We start from the raw sequence: 21,878 nt of genomic DNA, 5'->3' as shown, positions 1-21,878 counted from the left end.
CGTGTCCAGCACCTGCGCCGTGTGCTCGTCGGCCTCGCCGTCGAGCAGGCCCAGCAGGATCGTCACCGCCGCCCGGCCCGCCGCCTCGGTCGGCATCGCGATCGTCGTCAGCGGGGGCGCCGAGATCGCCGCGAACACCAGGTCGTCGAAGCCCACCAGGCTGATCTCGTCCGGCACCGGCACGCCGCGGGCGTTCAGCCGGGCCAGCGCGCCGAAGGCGACCAGGTCGTTGTAGGCGATGATCGCCGTCACGTCCGCCGCCAGCGCCAGGTCCGCGCCCTGCAGGCCGCCCTCGAACACCGGCGGGAACGGGCCGAACTCGACGACGTCCGTGCCGTGCTTCTGCGCGGTCTCCGCCAGGCCCTGCTTGCGGGCGCGGTTCGCCCACGACGCCCGCGGCCCGCCCAGGTAGGCGCAGCGGCGGTGGCCCAACGCGGCCAGGTGCTCGATCGCCTGGCGCATGCCGTCCGCGGCGTCCAGCACGATCGACGGGATTCCCGGCACCTCCCGGTTGAGCAGCACCAGGGTCGTCTGGCCGGCGAGCGCGCGCAGCTGGTCGTCGGTCATGCTCGGGCTGCACAGCACGACGCCGTCGACCTGCTTGGCCATCCGGCGCACGAGGTTCTGCTCCATCGCCGGGTCCTCGTCGCTGTTGGCGAACAGCACCGCGATGTCGTTCTGCCGGGCGCGGGCCTGGACGCCGTTGAGCACCCCGGTGAAGAACGGGTTGCCCAGGTCGGAGACCACGATCCCGATGTGCCCGGTGCGGGCCGCCGGTCCCGGCTGCGGCGCGCCGGCGGCGTGGTAACCCAGCTCGTGGGCCGCGGCCAGCACCCGGGTGCGCGTCTGCTGCCGGACCAGGTCCGGGGACGTGAACGCCCGTGAGACGGTCGAGATCGACACGTTGGCCCGGCGGGCGACGTCGTGAATGGTCACGGTCACGGCAACTCCTCGGCAGGCTCCGAGCAACATCATGGAAACGGCCGCGAGCGTTGTCAACAAATCTTGCAAACCGTTCCCGCGACTTGCAGGCCGAGCTGGTCTATTCCAGTAAGCGCTATCTCGAAACCCGCGCCGCCATCCGGAGTATCGAATTTTCGATGATTTCGACATCGCGGTCCTGATGATTGACACGTTTGTCGCGCACACCCTACGGTGGCGACCGGAAGTTTCTCCCGAAAGCCTGACCCCATTCGTCAGTCCCGCGCGGGCCGCCCACCGGTGCCCGCCGATCGGAGATCCATGTCGGGGAGCCGGAGCCGCACCGTGGCGGACCCGCCGAGGCTGGCGGTCGTCGGCACGTCCGGCTACGCCTTCAGCTATCTGCACCGCGCGCGAATCCTGCACGACGAAGGCCTGGTCCGGTTCGCCGGCATGGCCGACATCCGGCCTCCCTCGGCCGCCGCCGGGGCGCTGCTGCCGCCCGGCGGCACCGCGCACCCGAGTGTCGATGACCTGCTCCGCCGTTGCCGCCCGGACATCACCGTCGTCGCGACGCCGCCGCACGCGCACGTCCAGGCCGGGGCCGCGGTGCTGAGGGCGGGCAGCGACCTGCTGCTGGAGACCCCGCCGGTGCTCGACCTCGACGGCTTCACCACGCTCTCGCGGCTGGCCGCGGAGACCGGGGCGGCCTGCCAGGCCGGGTTCCAGAGCTTCGGCTCCCCGGTGCTGCCGGTCCTGCGAGCCGCGATCGCCGACGGCAAGCTCGGTACGGTGGTAGGTGTCGGCGCGGCCGGGGCGTGGATCCGCACCGACGCCTACTACCGCCGCAACCCGTGGGCCGGCCGGCGCTGGCTCGACGGCGAGGCCGTCGTCGACGGGGCCCTGACCAACCCGTTCTCCCACGCCGTGGCCACCGCGCTGCTGGTCGGCGGGGTAGCCGGGCGTGACCCGGAGGAGATCGCCCTCGAGCTCTACGGCACCCGGGACATCGAGGCCGACGACACCGCCTGCCTGCGGATCCGGTTCGCCGACGGGCCCGAAATCGTCGTCGCCGCTTCGCTGTGCGCCGAACAGGACCACGAGCCCTACGTCGTCGTGCACGGCGAGCGGGCGCGCGCGAAGTTCTGGTACAAGAGCCACCGCCTCGAGATCGACGACGAGCGGTGCCACCTCGGCGAACCGGCCGACCTGCTGCGCAACCTGATCGCCCACCACCTCGACCCGGACGGCGTGCCGCTGCTCGCGCCGCTGTCCGGGACCCGGGCGTTCGCCTCGGTGGTCGAGGCGGTGCGGGACGCGCCGTCGCCGTCGCGGATCCCGGCGGGCTGGATCCGCACGGTCGGTGAAGGGGCGAGCCGGCACCCGGTCGTGCGCGGGATCGGCGAAGAGGTCGCCGTCGCCGCGGACCGGCTGGCGCTGTTCTCGGAAATCGGCGTCCCGTGGGCGAGTGCCGCACGACGCCGGACGGGCGGCGCGGCCGCCGAACGCACCGGATAGCCCCGGCCGGTGCGCACCAGCGCTGGCAGCCCGGTCGTCGACGCCGCTGCTGTAAGCGCTTTCTCGACATGCCCGCTGAACCGTGAAAGCGTTGGTGCGCAAGGAGTATTGCCACCGTTTGCCCGTTGACACCGCTGCGGCGCACTGCCTACCGTGAGCGCGCTGACAGCGTTTTCAGAAAAGTGCTGACACGCTGAGGACGGAGAGTTCGATGGGGCGGACAACTGAGCGCAGGACCAAGAGGCGGGGTGTGGCCGCGCTGGCCGTGGTGGTCCCGCTGCTGCTGACCGGGGTGGCCGCCTGCGGCTCGGACTCCGGTGGTGGCGGGAACGTGACCATCAACTTCGTTTGGTGGGGCAGCGAAGGGCGGGCGAACCTCACGAAGAAGGCCGTCGAGCTCTTCCAGCAGAAGAACCCCAGCATCAAGGTGCAGACGTCGTTCTCGGCGTACGCGGCCTACTGGGAGAAGCTGGCGACGCAGACCGCCGGGGGCAAGCCGCCGGACGTGCTGAACGTCGACAGCCGCTACCTGGCCGAATACGGCGGCCGCAACGTCCTGGCCGACCTGAACTCCGGTGCGGGCAAGGCGATATCGCTCGCCGACGTGAACCCGGAACTGGCCGCCACCGGCGTCTACCAGGGCAAGCGCTACGCCGTGCCGTGGGCGCAGAACACCCCGGCGATGATCTACGACCCGGCGGCCTTCACCGCGGCCGGCGGCGACCCGGCGAAGGGGATGACCTGGGACGCCTACGCCGAGGTGGCCCGGAAGGCCGGCACCGCGGGCCCGGCGCGCGGGGTGACCGACTTCGGCATCCTCGACACCACGCTGGAGATCTGGCTGCGCCAGCAGGGCAAGCAGTTCTACACCCCCGAGGGCAAGCTCGGCTTCACCGCCGGCGACCTGCGCGGCTACTGGCAGCTGGCGAGCAGGTTCCGCGACACCAAGGCCGCCTCGCCCGCCGACGTCACGGCGTCCTACAACACCTCGCCCGAGCAGTCCCCGCTGGGCAAGAAGCTGACCAGCTCGGAGTTCGCCTACGACAACCTGCTGCCGGCCTACCAGAAGGCGAACGGCAAGCCGCTGAACGTGGCGCCGTACCCGACCGGCGCGAACGGCGACACCGGGCAGTACCGGCGGCCGTCGATGTTCCTCGCCGTGTCCGCGCGCAGCCAGCAGCAGGAGGCCGCCGCGAAGCTCGTCGACTTCCTGATCAACGACCCCGAGGTCGGCAAGATCGTCGGTACCGACCGCGGGCTCGCGCCGAACCTCAAGGTCCGCGCGCAGCTGGCGTCGTCGGCGAAGGGCAACGACAAGACGCTCTACGACTACGAGGCCGCGCTCGAGCCGAAGCTCGGGGCCGCGCCACCGGTGCCGCCGAAGGGTGCCGGGGCGATCCAGAAGCTGCTGCAGCGCACGTACGAAGAGGTCGCGTTCGGCCGGATGAGCATCGACGACGCGGTCAACCGGTTCATGACCGAAGCCCAGAAGGGACTGTCCTAGCCGATGACGACCCTGCGCACGCCGGACCCGCCGGTCGCGCCCCCGGCGCCCGCCGCGCGCGGCCGCCGGGGCCGTCCGGCCGGGCGCCGCCGCAAGAGCCAGCCGGAGGCGTTCGCCTTCCTCACGCCGTGGCTGCTCGGCGCGGTGGCGCTGACCGTCGGCCCGATGGTGGTCTCGCTGTACCTGTCGTTCACCGACTACGACCTGTTCACCTCGCCGGAGTGGGTCGGGTTCGGCAACTTCGCGCACATGTTCACCGGCGACGACCGCTACCTGCAGTCGGTCAAGGTCACGCTGATCTACGTGCTGGTCTCGGTGCCGCTGAAGCTGGCGGTGTCCCTGCTGGTGGCGATGCTGCTGAACACCCGCCGCGGCGCGAACGGCTTCTACCGGGCAGCGTTCTACGCGCCTTCGCTGCTCGGCGCGAGTGTCGCGGCGGCGCTGGTGTGGCGGGCGCTGTTCATGGGCGGCGGCCCGGTCAACGAGGTCCTCGCCTTCTTCGGCTGGCACACGCCGAGCTGGGTCGACGACCCGCAGTTCAGCCTCGCCTCGATCGTGCTGCTGGGCGTCTGGCAGTTCGGCGCGCCGATGGTGATCTTCCTGGCCGGGCTCAAGCAGATCCCGGCGGAACTGCACGAGGCGGCCGCGATCGACGGCGCGGGCGCATTCCGCCGGTTCCGGCACATCACGCTGCCCATGCTCTCGCCGGTGATCTTCTTCAACCTGGTGATGGAGGCGATCCACGCCTTCCAGGCGTTCACCCCGGCGTTCGTCATCGGCGGCGGCCGCGGCGGCCCGGCCGACGCGGACCTGTTCTACACGCTCTACCTGTTCGAGGTCGGCTTCCAGGACTTCCGGATGGGCTACGCGTCGGCGATGGCGTGGGTGCTGCTGGTGGTCATCGCGATCGTGACGGCCATCGTGTTCCGCACGGCGAAGCTCTGGGTCTTTTACGACGACGTGGAGAGCACGGGGGAGCGCAAATGACGGTGCTGCCGCGGAGTGCCCGCTCGGTGGGCCGGCACGTGCTGTGCCTGGTCATCGTCGCGATCGTGCTGTACCCGCTGGTGTGGCTGGCGTTCGCGTCGGTCAAGCCGCCGGACGAGATCCTGTCCCGGCTCGCGCTGCTGCCGACCCGGTTCGTCTTCGACGGCTACCCGAAGGGCTGGGAGGGCGCGGCTGACGTCGGGTTCGGCCGCTTCTTCCTCAACTCGTTCCTGGTGGCCGGCCTGTCGGTGGCGGCGAACGTGCTGTCGTGCTCACTGGCCGCGTTCGCCTTCGCCCGGCTGAAGTTCCGGTTCCGGGGCGCGCTGTTCGCGTTCATGATCACGACCCTGATGCTGCCCTACCACGTCACGCTGATCCCGCAGTACGTGATCTTCCAGCAGGCCGGGCTGGTCAACACGGTCGTCCCGCTGATCCTGCCGAAGCTGTTGGCCACCGAGGCGTTCTTCGTGTTCCTGATCGTCCAGTTCATGCGGGGGATCCCGCGCGAGCTCGACGAAGCGGCGATCATCGACGGCTGCTCGGTCTACCGCACGTTCTGGCACGTGGTGCTGCCGCTGTCGAAACCGGCGCTGGTGACGACGTCGATCTTCACGTTCATCTGGACGTGGAACGACTTCTTCACGCAGATGGTGTACCTGAACGACACGGAGAAGTTCACCGTGCCGCTGGGGCTGCGGCTGTTCGTCGACACCAGCAGCGAGTCGAACTTCGGCGCGATGTTCGCGATGTCCGCGCTCGCGCTGGTCCCGATCGTGCTGTTCTTCCTCGCCTTCCAGCGGCTGCTGGTGGAGGGCGTCAGCACCAGCGGCCTGAAGGGGTGACGGCGATGCGTACCCGATGGCGAACCGGGCTCGGCGACTTCTCGGACTGCCTGCTGGCGGGGCTGCTGGTCGCGCTGGCGTCGGTTCCGGTGGTGACGGCGGCTCCGGCGCTCGTGGCGGGCTGCCGGGTCCTCGACCGGGCCCGCCGGGACGTGGGGAGTCCACTGTGGACGACGTTCTGGGCGGACTTCCGCGAGGCCGCGCGGGGCGGGGTGCTCTTCGGGCTGGGGTTCGTGGCGGCGGTGGTGGTGTTCGCGGTGGACCTCGAGGTGGTGACGTCGATGCCCGGGGCGGGGGTGCTGAAGCCGGCGTTGTGGGTGCTGGCGGTGGCGGGGGTGGTGGTCGCCGTGCGGACGTGCGAGCTGGTGGCGACCGGCGGCCCGGCCTGGCGCCGGGCGATGTCGACCGCCGCCCGGGAAACCGCCGCCGACCCCAGGAACGCTCTGCTCCTCGCCGCGGCCCTCGGGATCGCCGTCCTGCTCGTCTGGATGCTGCCGATCCTCGCCCTCGTGGTGGCCGGGCCGCTCGCCCTGGCCGCCGTCGCGACCGGTGGCCGCCGATGAGGCCGGACGTCGTCGTCTTCGGCATGGCCGGCTACGCGGGCCAGCACCTGCGCCGGGCCCGCGCCCTGCACGACCGCGGCGAACTCGTCCTCGCCGGGGCGTGCGACATCCGCGAGCCGCCGCCGGAGGCGCGCGCGCTGCTCCCCGAAGGCGCCGTCATCACCCGGGACGCGGCCGAACTGCTCGCTCGCACCACGCCGGACGTCGCCGTGGTGGCCACCCCGCCGCACACCCACCTGCCTCTGGCGAGGCTCGCGCTCACCGCCGGGTGCCACCTGCTCGTCGAGAAGCCGCCGGTGCTCGACCTCGCGGCCTTCGGCGAACTCGCCGAGCTGGCCCGCGGCCGCGCCTGCCAGACCGGCTTCCAGAGCTTCGGCTCCGCCGCCGTCCCCGTCGTCCGGGCGGCGATCGGAAACGGCGAGATCGGGACGGTCACCGGGATCGCCGCCGCCGGGGCGTGGATCCGGCGGGACCGGTACTTCGCCCGCGCCGAGTGGGCCGGCCGCCGCCGGGTCGGCGGGCAGCCGGTCGTGGACGGGGCGCTGACCAACCCGTTCGCCCACGCCGTCGCGACCGCCCTGCTGGTGAACGGCACCGCCGAGGACGTGCCCGAGCGGATCGCCGTCGAGCTGTACCGGGCGCGGGACATCGAGTCCGACGACACCGCCTGCGCCCGGCTGAGCTTCGCCGGGGCACCGGACGTCGTCGTCGCCGCGACGCTCGACGCCGAGGCCGACCACGAGCCGTACGTGCTGGTCCACGGCACCGAAGGCCGGATCCGCTGGCACTACAAGACGGACCTGGTCACCATCGGCGGCCGGCAGCGCACGGTCGCGCCGCCCCGCGACCTGCTGGCCAACCTCGTCACGCACGTCCGCGACGGCGAGCCGCTGCTGGCCCCGCTGGCGGCCACCCGCGCGTTCACCGCGCTGGTGGAAGCGGTCCGCGACGCCCCCGAACCGCTGCCGCTGCCCGCCGAGTGGGTCCAGGCCGTGGACACCGGGCCCGAACGGCACTTCGTCGTGCCGGGCGTGGACCGGGACGTCGACACCGCGGCCGAACGGCTCGCGCTCTTCTCGGAACTCGCCCTGCCCTGGACCGGCGCCGGCACGCGCGCCTGAAAGAGATGAGGTGATGGCCGTGCGTCGCCACGCGATCGTCGGCCTGGGCTCCCGCGCCCAGCTGTTCGCCCGGGCCCTGGCCACGTCGCCGCGGGCCGAGCTCGCGGCCTTCTGCGACCACAACGAAACCCGCATGCGGGTCCACAACGGCTGGCTCGGTACGGGAATCCCCGGCTACCGGCCGGACGACTTCACCGCGATGCTGGCGAAGGAACGCATCGACGTCGTCGTGGTGTGCACGCCGGACCACACGCACGCCGGCTACGTCGTCGCCGCGCTGGAGGCCGGCTGCGACGTCGTCACGGAGAAGCCGATGACGACCGACGTCGAAGGCGCGCGGCGGATCCTCGCCGCGCGGCGCGAGACGGGCCGTTCGGTGCGGGTCGCCTTCAACTACCGGTACAACCCGGTGCACCGCCGGGTGCGGGAACTCCTGGCCACCGGGGCAATCGGGGCGATCGGCTCGGTCGAGTTCAGCTGGCTGCTCGACACCGCGCACGGCGCCGACTACTTCCGCCGCTGGCACCGGGACAAGGCGAACTCGGGCGGCCTGCTCGTGCACAAGTCGGGCCACCACTTCGACCTCGTCAACTGGTGGCTCGGCACCGGCCCCGAAACGGTGTTCGCGCTGGGCCGGCTGTTCTTCTACGGCGACAGAACCGGCCACCGCACCGATGGCGACCGGTTCGCGCTGGACCTCGAAGCGTCACCCAAGCTGCGCGCGCTCTACCTCGACGCCGAGCGGGAGGACGGCTATGTCCGCAACCAGGACGTGTTCGCGCCCGGCGTCACCATCGAAGACGACGTGTCCGTGCTCGTGCGCCACCACGGCGGAGCGGTGCTGAACTACCACCTGCACGCGTACTCGCCGCGGGAGGGCTATCGCGTCGCGTTCTCCGGCAGCGAAGGACGGCTGGAACTGGACGTCCGGGAGAACGAGTACGCGCCCGGCGCCGAGCCGGTGGCGAAGCGGGCGCGCGCCCGGCTGACCGTGCAACGGCACTGGGAACCGGCGGAAGCCGTGTTCGACGGACTCCTCGGGGACGGGCACGGCGGTGGCGACGAACGGATGCTCGCGGAGCTGCTCGGCGACGCCGAACCGGACGCGCTCGGCTGCGCGGCCGACCACGACGCCGGCCTGCAGGCCCTGCTCACCGGGCTGGCCGCGAACCGGTCCCTGGAAACCGGGCGGTCCGTGTCCGTCGGGGAACTGCTGGGGGAGATCGGGGAACCGGCGTGAGCCGGGCCGCGGTGGGGGACAGCACACCGGAGGCGACCGAGGAGGCCGACGGCCGGGTGCGCGTCCGCCTCGGCGACGTCGTCCTGGCCGAGTACGTCGTCGAGCCGCCGACGCCTGCCGGGGACTCGCCCAAGCCGTACCTGCACCCGCTGCGCACCACCGCGGGGGAGGTCGTGACCGCCGTCCGGCCGCACGACCACACCTGGCACAACGGCCTGCAGTTCACCATGGCTCACCTCTCCGGCGAGAACTTCTGGGGCGGCCGCACCTACGTCCGCGGCCGCGGCTACACCCCGCTCGACAACAACGGCACCGTCGGCCACGTCCGCTGGGAGAGCATCGACGACGCCGGCGGGCACTGCGAGCTGCGGCACGAGCTGGCCTGGCGCACCGCGGCCGGACGGCGCTGGCTCACCGAACACCGGACGCTGCGGTTCGGGGACGTCTCGCTGCGCGGCGGGCACTGGACGCTCACCTGGTCCAGCCGGCTGCGCAACACCAGCGGTCACGAGCTGCGCTGGGGGAGCCCGGTCACCGAGGGCCGCGACACGGCGGGCTACGGCGGCCTGTTCTGGCGCGGGCCGCGCTCGTTCGTCGGCGGCACGGTCCGGACGTCGGACGGGAAGTCCGCGGCCGACGCGATGGGCCACCGGGCGCCCTGGCTCGCCTTCACCGGCCAGCACGACGAAAGCCTGCGGACCTCGACGCTGCTGTTCGCCGACAGCCCGGACAACGCCGCCCACCCGACGGCCTGGTACGTCCGCGCCGAACCGTTCCCCGTGGTCAGCTTCGCCGCGACCTACCACCGGCCGTGGCTGCTCGAACCGGGCGAGGAGCTGGCCCTGACCCACCACGTCGTCGTGATCGACGGCGCCCCGGACACGGCCGGGCTCGCCCGGCACGCCGCGCGGGCGCTCCGGAGACCGGACACCGACTAGAGGAGCCGACATGCGCTGGAAGGCTTTCGCGGGGTGCTTCGCCCTGCTCGGACTGACGCTCACCGCGGCACCCGCCCAAGCCCACGGCCGCGACCCCGGCCGGGTCGTCCTCGGCGCCCACGACGGCTGGGCCGCCGCGACCACCGGCACCACCGGCGGTTCGGCCGCCGCTCGCGGAGACATCCGCACGGTGACCAAGCGCTCGGAACTCGCGGCCGCGCTGGCCGCGCAGCCCGGCGCACCGAAGATCATCTACGTCCGCGGCACGGTCGAGGGCAATGTGGACGCGACCGACCGGCCCGTGAGCTGCGAAAGTTTCGCCGATCCGGCGTACAGCCTTCCGGCGTACCTGGCGGCGTACGACCCGGCCACCTGGGGGAGAGTGCCGCCGTCCGGGCCGCTGGAGGAAGCGCGCGAGCGGTCGCAGGCCAACCAGGCGAAGCAGGTCGTCCTCGACGTCGGCCCGAACACCACGATCGTCGGCCTGGGACGCGACGCGACGCTGCACGGGCTCACCTTGCGCGTCACCGGTGACAACGTCATCCTGCGGAACCTGCACTTCTCCGATGCCCACGACTGCTTCCCGCAGTGGGACCCCCTGGACACCGCCGACGGCAACTGGAACTCCGAGTACGACAACCTCGACCTGGTCGGCGCGACGCACGTCTGGGTGGACCACAACGACTTCAGCGACGGCGGGAACGACACGCAGCCGACGTACTTCGGGCGCAAGTACGAGGTCCACGACGGCCTGCTCGACATCGTCAACGGCGCGGACCTGGTCACGGTGTCCTACAACCGGCTGCACGACCACGACAAGACCATGCTGATCGGCAACACCGACAAACCCACCTACGACGTCGGCAAGCTGCGGGTCACCTTGCACCACAACCTGTTCTCCGAGATCGGGCAGCGCGCGCCGCGGGTGCGGTACGGCCAGGTGCACGTCTACGACAACCTCTACTCGATCGAGGACCCGGCCGCCTACACGTATTCGCTCGGCGTCGGCGTGGAGTCCCGGACGTACGCGGAGAACAACTTCTTCCGGATCCCGGCCGGGCTGCCGCTGGGCCGGCTGGTGCACTACTGGAAGGGAACCGTGCTGTACGCGACCGGAACGCTGGTGGCCCAGGGCAACCAGTGGCCGCACGCGGTCGACCTGCTGGCCGAATACAACGCGGCCAACGACCCGGATCTGGGTTCGGACGTCGGCTGGACGCCGGCCTTCGTCGAACGCCTCGATCCCACCTGGGCCGTTCCGGCGCTGGTACTGGCGACCGTCGGGCCCGGCCGCTGACCTTCGACAGTTTCGGCGTTTTCTGAAAACCCGCGCCGGCGGCGACCATCCGGGCGACATGCGCGCCGCTGCGGCGAACGACATTGACACGCCACGACCCGCAACCCGAAACTCGGGGGCGAGAAAGCGCTTTCACAACCCGGTCGGACGTTTTCCATCAGCGCCGATTGAACGCACGAGACCAGGGAGTGATGAATGGTTCCCCCAACGATGTCCCGGATCATCCGGGTCGTGGCGGTCGCCGCGCTCGCCGTTTCGGCGGCGGTCGGCACCGGCGCCACCGCGTCGGCCGCGTCGTGGCCGACGCCGAGCGGCAGCGTGCCGGTGGGTGTCACGATCAAGGTCACCAGCGGCACCTACGACGGCGGGCTCAAGCGGTTCTACGGCACCGGCGACCTCGGCAGCGGCGGCCAGGACGAGGGCCAGAGCCCGCTGTTCCAGCTGGCCAACGGCACCACGCTGAAGAACGTCGTCCTGGGCAGCCCCGCCGCCGACGGCGTGCACTGCCTCGGCACCTGCACGCTGCTCAACGTCTGGTGGGAGGACGTCGGCGAAGACGCCGCGACCTTCAAGGGCACGTCCGCCTCGCAGACGATGACCATCGACGGCGGCGGCGCGCGCAAGGCTTCGGACAAGGTGTTCCAGCACAACGGTCCCGGCACGATGTACATCCGCAACTTCCAGGTCAACGACTTCGGCAAGCTGTACCGCTCCTGCGGCAACTGCAAGACGCAGTACAAGCGCAACGTCGTCGTGGACAACGTCACCGCCACCGTGCCCGGCAAGACGCTCGTCGGCATCAACACCAACTACGGTGACACCGCCAAGCTGACCCGGATCACCATCGTCGGGGATTCCAGCCGCAAGATCGTGCCCTGCGAGAAGTACAAGGGCGTCACCAGCGGCGAGCCGACGAAGGTCGGCAGCGGTCCGGATTCGACGAACTGCCTCTACACCGCGGCCAACATCACCTACCAGTAACCGACCCGCGCCGGGGGTGCCGGCCGCCGTCCGGTACCCCCGCGCGTTCCACCGTGGAGGCGCCATGTTCAAGACCCTGCTCGTCGCGTCGGTGGTGGCGGGAGCGTCGCTGACCGCGCCGGCTGCCGGGGCCGCGGCGGCGAACGTCGTCGTGGCCAAGGACGGTTCCGGCAACTACCCGACGGTCCAGGCCGGCATCAACGCCGTCTCGGCCGGCGGCACGATCTCGATCAAGCCCGGCACCTACCGCGAAGTCGTCTCGGTGCCGTCCGGCAAGACCGGGATCACCATGCGCGGCACCACCGGGAAGGCTGCCGACGTCGTCATCGACTACGACAACGCCAGCGGGACGAAGAAACCCGACGGCTCGACGTACGGGACGTCCGGCAGCGCGACCGCGACGATCGCGGCGAACGGCTTCACCGCCACCGCGCTGACCTTCCGCAACTCCTTCGACCGGGGCGCCCACCCGGAGATCAAGGACACCCAGGCGGTCGCGGTCAAGACCACCGGCGACCGGATGGTCTTCGACAACGTCACCTTCCTCGGCCACCAGGACACCCTCTACGCCGACACCGCGGCGGTCGGCACGGTCGGCCGCCAGTACTACCGCAACTGTGCCATCAGCGGCGACGTCGACTTCCTCTTCGGCCGCGCGACGGCGGTGTTCGACCGGGTGACCATCACCGCGCTCGACCGCGGTTCCAGCAGCAACAACGGCTTCCTGACCGCGGCCAGCACCCGGCGGTCGAACCCGTACGGCTTCCTGATCACCGGCAGCAAGGTGCTCAGCCCGGCCGCCGACGCCAGCTTCTACCTGGGCCGCCCGTGGCACCCGGGCGGCGACGTCGACGCCATCGCCCAGGTCCTGATCCGCGAGACGTCCCTGCCGGCGGCGATCAAGCAGGCGCCGTGGACCGACATGTCGGGCTTCTCCTGGAAGGACGCCCGGTTCACCGAGTACCGCAACACCGGCCCGGGCGCGGGGACCGGGACCGACCGGCCGCAGCTGCCCGCCGCGCAGGCCGGGAACTACACCCCGCAGAAGTACCTGGCCGGCGGCGACGGGTGGAACCCCGTGCACTGACCGCCGGGGGCCGGGCGGGGGAGACCCTCCGTCCGGCCCTTGACGCACCGGCCCGTGACCGCCGACCATGCTCACCGTCAGACGTTGTTAGCGTTAACAGCGTTCCGGATCAGCGCCGACCCCGAGGACACCCATGAAGCTGCGCCGCCTCCCGGCCATCGCCGCCGTCGCCGCCGCCCTGCTGAGCGCCCCCGCCGCGCAGGCCGCGACCTACCCGGATCCCGGGTACGTGACCGGGGACATCGAGGCGGTGCACGACCCGGCGATGATCCGCGCGGCGGACGGCAGCTACCTGCTCTACTCGACCGACCAGTACCTGCAGATCCGCCGCTCCACCGACCGGATCCACTTCACGAAGATCGGCTCGGTCTGGCCGAACGGCGCCCCGTGGACCGCGCCCTTCACCGATCCCGCCAAGCCGGAGTACCTGTGGGCGCCGGACATCTCGTTCCACAACGGCAAGTACTACCTCTACTACGCCGCTTCGTCGCTCGGCTCCCGCAACTCGGCGATCTTCCTGGCCACCAGCACGACCGGCCTGCCCGGCAGCTGGACCAACCAGGGCATCGTCATCCAGACGAGCACGAGCAACGACTACAACGCGATCGACCCGAACCTGTTCGTCGACTCCTCCGGCCGCTGGTGGCTCAGCTTCGGCTCGTGGTGGACCGGCATCAAGATGATCCGGCTCGACCCGGCCACCGGCAAGCGCAGCACCTCCGACACCGCGTTGCGCGGCATCGCCCAGCGCACCGGGAGCACCTCGGCCGAGGAAGCGCCGTTCATCATCCAGCACGGCAGCTACTACTACCTGTTCGTCTCCTGGGACCTGTGCTGCCAGGGCACCAAGAGCACCTACCGCGTGATGGTCGGCCGTTCGACGTCGATCACCGGCCCCTACGCCGATCGCAACGGTGTCCGGATGACGGCGGGCGGCGGCACCCAGATCCTGGCGAGCCACGGCGCGGTCCACGGCCCCGGCCACGTCGCCGTCGTCCACGACTCCGACGCCGACGTGCTGGTCTACCACTACTACTACTCGGACGCGACGCCGCTGACGGGCAAGCTCGGCATCAACCTCATCGGCTACGACAGCGCCGGCTGGCCGTACGTGTACTGACTTCCGTATAACGACCTATACCTCGTCCGACCGGAGAATCCAGCCATGCGGCGGTTCCTGTCCCTGCTCGTCACCCTGCTCGTCGCGACGGGGCTTTGTACGGCACCGGCCTCGGCCGTCCCGGCGGCGTCACCGAGGCACCAGGTCACGTTCGACAAGTACTCGCTGATGCTGGACGGGCGCCGCCAGATCGTCTGGTCCGGCGAGTTCCACCCGTTCCGGCTGCCGAGCCCGGACCTGTGGCGGGACGTGCTGCAGAAGATGAAGGCCACCGGCTATACGGCGGTCTCGATCTACTTCGACTGGAACTACCACTCGCCCGCGCCGGGGGTGTACGACTTCACCGGCGTCCGGGACATGGACCGCGTGCTCGACCTCGCCGCCGAAGCCGGGCTGTACGTCATCGCGCGGCCCGGCCCGTACATCAACGCCGAGGTCACCGGCGGCGGCTTCCCGGCGTGGCTGAGCACCCAGGCCGGCCGGGCCCGCAGCGACGCGCCCGACTACCTCGCCGCGTCCGACGAATGGCTGTCGCGGATCGACCGGATCATCGCCCGCCACCAGTACACCGACGGCCGCGGGCCGGTGGTCCTCTACCAGATCGAGAACGAGCTGGCCGCCACCGGCACCGCGCAGCGCAACTACATCGCCCACCTCTACGACAAGGTGCGCGCCGACGGGATCACCGTCCCGGTCTTCCACAACGACAAGGGCCGCAACGGCATCTGGGTGCCGCCGGGCTCCGGGGTGGCCGGCACCGTCGAAGGCAAGGTCGACCTCTACGCCTTCGACGGCTACCCCGGCGGCACCTGCCGGACCGACGCGACGCCGGGCAACCCGAACGCGGCCCCGGACTGGGGGACTTACGGGCCGGGCGGGGCGAAAGGCGGTGCGAGCGCGTCGCCGAACACGCCGGGGTTCGCCGCCGAGTTCGGCGGCGGCTGGTTCGACTACTGGGGCAGCAACGGCACCTACCCGTGCACCGCGGTGCGGCAGGGGCCGGGCTACGAGCGCGTCTTCTACGGCACCAACCTGGCGAACGGCCTGACGCTGCAGAACTTCTACATGACCTTCGGCGGCACGTCGTGGGGCGGGCTCCCGGCGCCGGTCGTCTACAGCTCCTACGACTACGGCTCGGCGATCGACGAAGGACGTCAGCTGCGGCCGAAGGCGCTGACCATGAAGGAGATCGGGTCCTTCCTGGCCACCGTGCCGGATCTGGCCAAGATGGACCGGGCCGCGCCGGTGACGCCGTCGTCGGCGGCGGTGAAGGTCTACCACAACGTCAACCCGGACACCGGGGTGCACTTCTACCTGCCGGTGCACTCGCCGCCGAACGCGACGACGGACGACTCCTTCACCTTCCCGCTGTCCACATCGGACGGTGACTACACCGTTCCGCTGCGGCTGGCCGGGCAGGACGCCAAGTACCTGGTCGCGAACTTCGACGTCGCGGGCCAGCACCTGGTGTACTCGACGTCGGAGCTGATGGCCCGGGCCGCCGGCACCGTGCTGCTGCACGGCCGGCCGGGGGAGACCGGCGAGACGGTGCTGCGGTACGCGACGCGGCCGCGAGTGGACGTCCTCGCCGGAAATGTCACGAGCACCTGGTCGGGCCACGACCTGCGCCTGGACTACCGCCACGACGGCCTCGCGCGGGTCCGGATCAGCGGCGGCGGCCGCCCGGCCGTCACGCTGCTGCTCGCCGACGACGCGACCGCGGACACGTTCTGGCCGGTGGACGGCCTGCTCGTGCGCGGGCCGGACCTGGTGCGGACCGCCCACGCCGGGATCGTGCTGACCGGCGACACGAAGGCGCCGAGGGACCTCGAAGTGTGGGGCGCCCGCGGTCCGCTGCTGTGGTGGAACGGCGCCCCGGTGCCGGTGCGGCCCACCGCGTCGGGCAGCGTGGTCGCGTTCCGGCCGGTGCCGGGACCGGCCGGCCCGCGCCTGCCGGAGCTCACCGGCTGGCGCTCGGCCCCCGGCTCCCCGGAGGCCGAGCCGGGGTACGACGACTCGGCGTGGCCGCCGGCGGACCGGACGACGACGAACAGCACGACTCCGCCGCCGGCCGGGCAGCCGGTGCTGACCGCGGACGACTACGGCTTCGGCGTCGGCGACGTCTGGTACCGAGGGCGGTTCACCGGGACGCCGGGGGAGCAGCTCGGCCTCCGGTACGGCGGCGGGGGCGCCGGGATGCTCCAGGCGTGGCTGGACGGGCAGTACCTCGGCCAGCACGTCCTGCCGTCCGCGCTGGCCGCGCCGCCGACCACCGGCACCGCGGTGTTCACCGTGCCGGAGGGCCTGCGCGGCGACGGCTCGCACGTGCTGTCGGTGATGGTCCGCAACAACGGCCACAACGAAGACGGCGGCGTCAACGACGCGCACAAGGAAGGCCGGGGGCTGATCTCTTCGTCGCTGACCGGGGTGGCGTGGAAGCTGCAGGGCGGGACGGCGGACCCGGTGCGCGGCCCGCTGAACAACGGCGGGCTCGCGGGCGAACGCGCCGGCTGGCACCTGCCGGGCTTCCCGGACCGCGAGTGGACGCCGGCGGCGGTGCCCGCACCGGCGGCCGACCCGGGGACGACGTGGTACCGCACGACGTTCTCGTTGCGGATCCCGCGCGACCAGGACACCTCGGTGGGCCTGACGATCGGCGACCCGGCGAGGCCCCGCTCCGGCGGCCGCTACCGGGTGCTGGTGTTCCTCAACGGCTGGAACGTCGGCCAGTACATCGGGGACGTCGGCCCGCAGCACACGTTCGTGCTGCCGACCGGGATCCTCGACCCGCACGGCCGCAACACCCTGGCGCTGGCGGTGACCAGCGACGGCGGCCCGGGCAACGGCCTGGAGAAGGTCGCGCTGACCGACCTGGGCACGGCGCGCGGAGGGGTCGCGGTCCGGCCGGTGTCGTCACCGGGCCGGCGGCGGTGAAAGCGCCTTGCCGCGGGCGACGATGTGGCCCGCCTTGACGACCAGGTCGCGCGGCGGGCGGGTCACGACGGCGTGGGCCGGGGTCTCCGCGTCGACCACCACGAGGTCGGCCGGCGCGCCCTCGGCGAGGCCGTAGCCGGTCAGGCCGAGGGCTTTCGCGCCGCCGTAGGTGACGGCTTCCAGGGCCATTTCGATGTCCTCGTCCCGGCGGAAGGTGCTGCGGTAGGCCAGGTGCATCGCCCGGTCGAGGAGGTCGCCGCTGCCGTAGGGGCTCCACAGGTCCCGGATGTCGTCGTGCCCGCACGCCACGTTCACCCCGGCCGCGCGCAGCTTCTGCACCGGCGGGACCGGGAAGTCGAAGACGGCGGCCGTGGTGATCGTGATGCCCCCTTCGGCCAGCCCGGCGGCCAGCCGGTCCTGCGTCGCGTCGTCGGCCTGGCCGAGGGCGTAGGCGTGGCTGACCGTCACCCGCCCGGCGAGACCGGCCGCCCGGGTCCGGTCGATGATCAGCTCGAGCTCGAACACCCCGAGCGAGCCGGGGTCGTGCAGGTGCAGGTCGATCCGCACGCCGTGGCGTTCGGCGAGGCCGAAGACGACGTCGAGGTGGCGGACCGGATCGCGGTCCATCCCGGCCGGGTCGATCCCGCCGACGGCGTGCACGCCGAGCTTGATCGCCTCTTCCAGCAGCGCGGCCGTGCCCGGGTTGCCGAGGATGCCGCTCTGCGGGAAGGCGACCTGCTCGACGCTGATCCGCCCGGCCAGCCGCGCGGCGGCATCGCGGACGACCTCGACCCCGGTGAGGCCGGTCCCGGCGTAGACGTCGGTGTGCGTGCGGACGTGCGTGGTCCCGGCGGCGGCCATGGTTTCCAGCAGCGCGCTGACCCGGGCGGGATCGGGCAGCCCGAGTTCGGTGCGGCGGAGGCGTTCGTCGGCGATCCGGTCGGCCAGCGCGGGCCCGGCGGAGTGCGGCCGCCAGGGGCCGCCGTAAAGGGTCTTGTCGAGGTGGCAGTGCGCTTCGACGAGTCCCGGCAGGACGAGCCGGCCGCCGAGCTCGACCACTTCGGCGTCCCCGGCGTCTTCGGCGCCGATACCGGGGCCGATGGCGGTGATGACGCCGTCGCGGACGAGGAGGTCCGCGGGGCCGGTGGTTCTCCAAGGACGGCCGTCGCGCAGCAGAAGTCCGGGCATCGTCGCTCCTCACAGTCGTTTCCGAGCTTCACACACTTCGGTCGGTTTGGGGGCCGCGGCCGCGGGGTAGAGGTGATCATCAACGCTGAACCCGTGGAAGGAGCACCCCGATGAGCGCCCCCGACCTGTCCGCGATGCTGCTGACGGCGACGACCGCGGAACCCCGCCCGGGAACGCTGCGGGTCACGGTCACGGGCGAGATCGACATGGCCACCCGCCCCCGCCTCGACGAGGAACTCGACCGCGCGGTGGCGGCGGCTCCCCAGCGGCTGGTGGTCGACCTGCTGGGCGTGGGGTTCTGCGGGGTGACGGGCGTGGCGTCACTGGGCCGCCTGCGGTCCCGCTGTGCGGAGCAGGGCATCGAGCTGGCGCTGAAGTGCTCGGTGGTGGTGCGGCGCGCCCTGGACCGGGCCGCGATCGCCCCGCTGTTCCGGATGGAGGGCCGGCCGGAGCAGCTCATCGCCCGGTAACGGCAACCGGCGGCACTCCCGGGCCTCTTCGGCAGCGGCGGAGCGCCCGGCCGGAGCACCTCACCGCCCGCCGAACGTCTTCGCCTCCTCGTCCGCCGCGGCCCACTCGCGGTCCGCCGCCGCCCGGTCGCCCGGTTCCCCGCGGCGGACCAGCGCCTCGGCGTGCCGGCGCCGCGAAAACACCACCGCCGGCCAGTGGGCGAGCGCCAGGTTGTGCCGCACCGCGGCGCGCAGGTGCGTCACCGCCCGGCCGGGGTCGCCGGCCGTCAACGCCGTCGTCCCGAGCGGGTGGTGGACCGAGCCGAAGCACGCGACGCCCAGGCTCGCCATCGCCGGCAACGGCCCGAACGGCGCCAGCAGTTCGTAGACCCGCGCTGCCGTCGCGCGGTCGTCGAGCAGGTACGCCGTTTCCGCGGCCCCCGACAACGACGTCAGCCAGGTGCTCGACCGCGGCAGCGCCCCCAGGTCTTCGCCGCACAGACGGGCCAGCGCGCCCGCGGCCGTGCGGCGGTCGCCGGCCGAGGCGGCCGCCACCGCGAGGGCGGCGTAGTACGAGTTGTCGATCGGGCTGAGCGTCGGGGAGTGCATCAGGCCGTCCAGCACCGGGACCAGCTCGCCGAGCCGGCCCTGGAACCACCGGATCGCCACCAGCTGCGCGCCGTACCAGCCCAGCGCGTCGAAGTCGCCCGCGGCCTGGCCGACTTCGGCGCAGGCCTGCGCCCCGGCTTCGGCCTCGCGGAACCGGCCGGCGCGGATGGCCAGCATGACCTTGAGCGCGTCGGCCACAAACCCCGCAGCCAGGTGCTTGCGCTCGGCCAGGAGGTCGTCGAGCTCGCCGAGGCGCCGCTCGGCGTGCGGGTCGCCGGCCAGGAACCGGTCGACGGTGTCCCACAGCACGCCCATCACCAGGTCGGTGCGCCGGCCTGTGCGTACCCCGACGAGTTCGGTGGCCAGGGCCTGCCGCCGCGCGGTGTGGTCCGGGCCGAGCAGGCAGTGGTGGGCCAGGCTCAGCGCCTCGGCGTGCGCGACCGGGTCGCCCGCCGCCCGCGTTCGCGCGGCCGCCGCGAGGACGCGGTCGTGGGTGCCGGCCTCGTAGTCCAGTTCGGCCGCGAGCCGGGCCTGCAGCCGGAGTTCCAGTGCCGAGCCGGGAGCCACCTGCGCCAGGGCGTGCCGCAACCGGGTCAGCAGGGACGCCGCCGCGACGGCCGTCCGGTGTTCGTGCACCCACACCCCGCCCAGGCCGAGGGCCGCGCGGGCGAGGGCGGTCGCGTCCCCGGCCCGCTCGGCCCGCACGTAGGCGGTTTCGAAGTGCTCCCGGCTGGTCCGGAGGTCGCCGTCCTCGAGCAGGGCGTGCTCGCCCGCGGTGAGGGCGTCGTCGGTCACCACCGCGGCCGCCCGGGTGGCGAGCAGCGCCGGGTGGTGGGCGAGCACCCGGCGGTGCACCTGGGCCAGCACCGGGGACGGCTCCACCCCGGACGCGGTGATCAGCCCGTGCCGCGCCCGGCGGAACGCTTCCAGGGCGTCGCTCTGCCGCCCGGCCCGGTAGAGCGCCGTCATCAGCTGCCCCCACAGCCGTTCGTGGCCGGGGAACGCGGCGGTCAGCGCTTCCAGCTCGGCGATCAGCCCGGTGTCCTCGCCGAGCGCGAGGTCGGCGTCGATCCGGTCCTGGACGGCGTTGTGCCGCAGCCGGTCGAGCCGCATCCCTTCCGCCGCCAGGGTTTCGACGTCGCCGAACTCCTCGTAGGCGGTGTGGCCGCGCCACAGGTCCAGCGCGGCGGCCAGCCGCTGCCGGGCGGCCGCGGGCTCCCCGGCGGCCAGCTCCCGCCGTCCCTCGGCGGCGAGCTGTTCGAACCGCGCGGCGTCGAGGGCCTCCGGCGCGAGGTGCAGGGCGTATCCCGGCGGCCGGGTGCGGATCGCCTCCGCGCCGACCGTGCCGCGCAGCCGCGAGAGGTACGTCCGCACCGTGCGGTCCGCGTGTGCGGGAGCCTTCTCGCCCCACAGCGCGCGGCTGAGCGCGGGAACGCTGACCACACGGCCCGCCTCCGCCGTCAGCACGGCCAGCAGGGTCCGCAGGCGCGGGCCGCCGACGTCCCGCGGCTCGCCGTCCAGCCGCACTTCGAACGGTCCCAGCACCCCGAGGTCCACCCCGCCCATGCCCGCCCCTCCGCGACGCGGTTATCCCGCGCGCTCCGGCGTACAGGAGCGGGCCGGACGCCGTGGGATACATCCGACGCCCGAGTGAACCTGCGTCGACGAACTGTCGATGGATTGTCGACGGGCACTGCGAGGCTCGGCAGGCGCGGACCGGGAGGGTCCGCGGCCACCGGTTCTTCGGGAGGAAGTCCATGAAACGCATGATTCGGGGTCTCGCACCGGTTTTCGCCCTCGCGGCGACGGGCGCGGCGGTGCTCGCGGGCGCGCCGGCGGCGAGCGCCGCGCCGGCGCACACCGCGGCGGTCCTCGAGGTGAAAAGTGCCACTTGGGGTCAGCTGCACGTCGGAGACTGCGAGCAGGACAACGGCACCATGATCATCCGGTCGGACGGCACGGGTGACTGGAGCGCGACGACGCTGACGTTCCAGACGCACTCCGGCGACGTCTGGCACTCCAGCTTCGACTTCAAGACCACGGCCGGGACGAAGCTGTTCTCGGCGGGCACGTTCGACAGCCCGCGGATGGACGACGGCAACCCGCCGCCGCGCTACTTCTGGACGAAGCACTTCACTTACGACGCGTCGCTCTTCAGCGCTGTCAACATCTTCAAGACCATCCAGCACTCGAGCTGCTGAACCACGGAACCGCCCCGGGTCACGGTCCGCCGGGGCCCAGGGCGGTGCCCGCGACGGCGCCGCCGGGGCGGGGCTCCTTGAGTTCGACGAACATCGCGTGCGTCGGCGTGGCGCCGACGTTCTCGCCCGCGTGCTCCTGGGCCGCGACCCAGCGCACCGCACCGGCGGGCAGTTCGACGCCGACCTCGCGGCCGCCGGCGGAGATCCGGCGGCTGAACGCGCTCAGCGTGACCATCACCGTGTCGGGGTGGCGGTGCGGGGCGGTCCGGTCGCCGGGGGTGTCCTGGTACTCCAGGACCCGCACCCGCTCGTTCTCGAAGACCACGCGGTACAGCTCGGGATTCGTTTCGGCCGGGTCACCGGTCATGGCCGCCTCCT

The 21,878-nt window shown here is 72.3% G+C and carries 19 protein-coding genes; 15 read left to right on the top strand and 4 right to left on the bottom strand.

Annotated elements, in window-relative coordinates; genetic code table 11:
- A partial coding sequence (locus tag ACWDN5_RS29400; protein WP_449678558.1) for a LacI family DNA-binding transcriptional regulator occupies window positions 1-942 on the bottom strand: 942 nt, incomplete at its 3' end.
- A 300-nt stretch (window positions 943-1,242) separates the two neighbouring features.
- Between ACWDN5_RS29400 and ACWDN5_RS29395 the strand changes: the two genes are divergently transcribed.
- The 13 genes from ACWDN5_RS29395 to ACWDN5_RS29335 all read left to right on the top strand — a co-directional run bounded on the left by ACWDN5_RS29395 (window position 1,243) and on the right by ACWDN5_RS29335 (window position 17,053).
- The gene (locus tag ACWDN5_RS29395) at window positions 1,243-2,439 is read left to right on the top strand and encodes a Gfo/Idh/MocA family protein (RefSeq protein ID WP_449678557.1); all 1,197 of its coding nucleotides are present in this window, start codon (window positions 1,243-1,245) and stop codon (window positions 2,437-2,439) included.
- Window positions 2,440-2,689: 250 nt separating this feature from the next.
- On the top strand, window positions 2,690-3,943 hold the full coding sequence (locus ACWDN5_RS29390) for an ABC transporter substrate-binding protein (RefSeq protein WP_310976212.1): 1,254 nt from the start codon (window positions 2,690-2,692) through the stop codon (window positions 3,941-3,943).
- Between the two features lie 3 nt (window positions 3,944-3,946).
- Window positions 3,947-4,930: a carbohydrate ABC transporter permease gene (locus tag ACWDN5_RS29385; RefSeq protein ID WP_310976211.1), complete on the top strand. Its 984-nt coding sequence runs from the start codon at window positions 3,947-3,949 to the stop codon at window positions 4,928-4,930.
- Entirely contained in the window at window positions 4,927-5,772 is an 846-nt protein-coding gene (locus ACWDN5_RS29380; RefSeq protein ID WP_449678556.1) for a carbohydrate ABC transporter permease, read from the top strand. The genes ACWDN5_RS29385 and ACWDN5_RS29380 overlap by 4 nt, the downstream gene beginning before the upstream one ends.
- Window positions 5,773-5,777: 5 nt before the next feature.
- The gene (locus ACWDN5_RS29375; protein WP_449678555.1) at window positions 5,778-6,335 is read left to right on the top strand and encodes a DUF624 domain-containing protein; all 558 of its coding nucleotides are present in this window, start codon (window positions 5,778-5,780) and stop codon (window positions 6,333-6,335) included.
- Window positions 6,332-7,456: a Gfo/Idh/MocA family protein gene (locus ACWDN5_RS29370; RefSeq protein ID WP_449678554.1), complete on the top strand. Its 1,125-nt coding sequence runs from the start codon at window positions 6,332-6,334 to the stop codon at window positions 7,454-7,456. Before ACWDN5_RS29375 ends, ACWDN5_RS29370 begins: the two co-directional genes overlap by 4 nt.
- 13 nt (window positions 7,457-7,469) lie before the next feature.
- Window positions 7,470-8,696, top strand: coding sequence for a Gfo/Idh/MocA family protein (locus ACWDN5_RS29365; RefSeq protein WP_449678553.1), 1,227 nt, complete (start codon window positions 7,470-7,472; stop codon window positions 8,694-8,696).
- Window positions 8,693-9,634, top strand: coding sequence for a DUF6807 domain-containing protein (locus ACWDN5_RS29360; protein WP_310976206.1), 942 nt, complete (start codon window positions 8,693-8,695; stop codon window positions 9,632-9,634). Before ACWDN5_RS29365 ends, ACWDN5_RS29360 begins: the two co-directional genes overlap by 4 nt.
- A 10-nt stretch (window positions 9,635-9,644) precedes the next feature.
- Complete coding sequence (locus tag ACWDN5_RS29355; protein ID WP_449678552.1) at window positions 9,645-10,931, top strand: pectate lyase family protein; 1,287 nt, start codon at window positions 9,645-9,647, stop codon at window positions 10,929-10,931.
- A 210-nt stretch (window positions 10,932-11,141) separates the two neighbouring features.
- Window positions 11,142-11,912, top strand: a complete 771-nt coding sequence (locus ACWDN5_RS29350; RefSeq protein ID WP_449678559.1) for a pectate lyase — start codon at window positions 11,142-11,144, stop codon at window positions 11,910-11,912.
- Window positions 11,913-11,976: 64 nt separating this feature from the next.
- Window positions 11,977-12,999: a pectinesterase family protein gene (locus ACWDN5_RS29345; protein WP_449678551.1), complete on the top strand. Its 1,023-nt coding sequence runs from the start codon at window positions 11,977-11,979 to the stop codon at window positions 12,997-12,999.
- Between the two features lie 133 nt (window positions 13,000-13,132).
- A complete protein-coding gene (locus ACWDN5_RS29340; protein ID WP_449678550.1) occupies window positions 13,133-14,119 on the top strand; it encodes an arabinan endo-1,5-alpha-L-arabinosidase in 987 nt (328 codons plus the stop codon).
- A gap of 45 nt (window positions 14,120-14,164) precedes the next feature.
- Complete coding sequence (locus tag ACWDN5_RS29335) at window positions 14,165-17,053, top strand: beta-galactosidase (RefSeq protein WP_449678549.1); 2,889 nt, start codon at window positions 14,165-14,167, stop codon at window positions 17,051-17,053.
- On the opposite strand, the gene ACWDN5_RS29330 is transcribed toward ACWDN5_RS29335, so the two are convergent.
- On the bottom strand, window positions 17,033-18,241 hold the full coding sequence (locus ACWDN5_RS29330) for an amidohydrolase (protein ID WP_449678548.1): 1,209 nt from the start codon (window positions 18,239-18,241) through the stop codon (window positions 17,033-17,035). The two genes, ACWDN5_RS29335 and ACWDN5_RS29330, sit on opposite strands and share 21 nt — an antisense overlap.
- Window positions 18,242-18,351: 110 nt before the next feature.
- Here ACWDN5_RS29330 and ACWDN5_RS29325 point away from each other — a divergent pair, with 110 nt between their 5' ends.
- Window positions 18,352-18,711 carry an STAS domain-containing protein gene (locus ACWDN5_RS29325; protein WP_449678547.1) on the top strand — a complete coding sequence of 120 codons (360 nt, stop codon included), beginning with the start codon at window positions 18,352-18,354 and terminating at the stop codon, window positions 18,709-18,711.
- Between the two features lie 60 nt (window positions 18,712-18,771).
- Here ACWDN5_RS29325 and ACWDN5_RS29320 read toward each other — a convergent pair whose 3' ends face one another.
- A complete protein-coding gene (locus ACWDN5_RS29320; protein ID WP_449678546.1) occupies window positions 18,772-20,865 on the bottom strand; it encodes a BTAD domain-containing putative transcriptional regulator in 2,094 nt (697 codons plus the stop codon).
- A 191-nt stretch (window positions 20,866-21,056) separates the two neighbouring features.
- On the opposite strand from ACWDN5_RS29320, the gene ACWDN5_RS29315 reads away from it, so the two are divergent.
- Complete coding sequence (locus ACWDN5_RS29315; protein WP_310976198.1) at window positions 21,057-21,500, top strand: DUF6294 family protein; 444 nt, start codon at window positions 21,057-21,059, stop codon at window positions 21,498-21,500.
- Window positions 21,501-21,519: 19 nt separating this feature from the next.
- Here ACWDN5_RS29315 and ACWDN5_RS29310 read toward each other — a convergent pair whose 3' ends face one another.
- A complete protein-coding gene (locus ACWDN5_RS29310; protein WP_310976197.1) occupies window positions 21,520-21,867 on the bottom strand; it encodes a cytoplasmic protein in 348 nt (115 codons plus the stop codon).
- Between the last annotated feature and the right edge of the window lie 11 nt (window positions 21,868-21,878).

The organism is Amycolatopsis sp. NPDC003731 (assembly GCF_053586895.1).
This window is presented reverse-complemented; position numbering and strand designations above follow the sequence as displayed.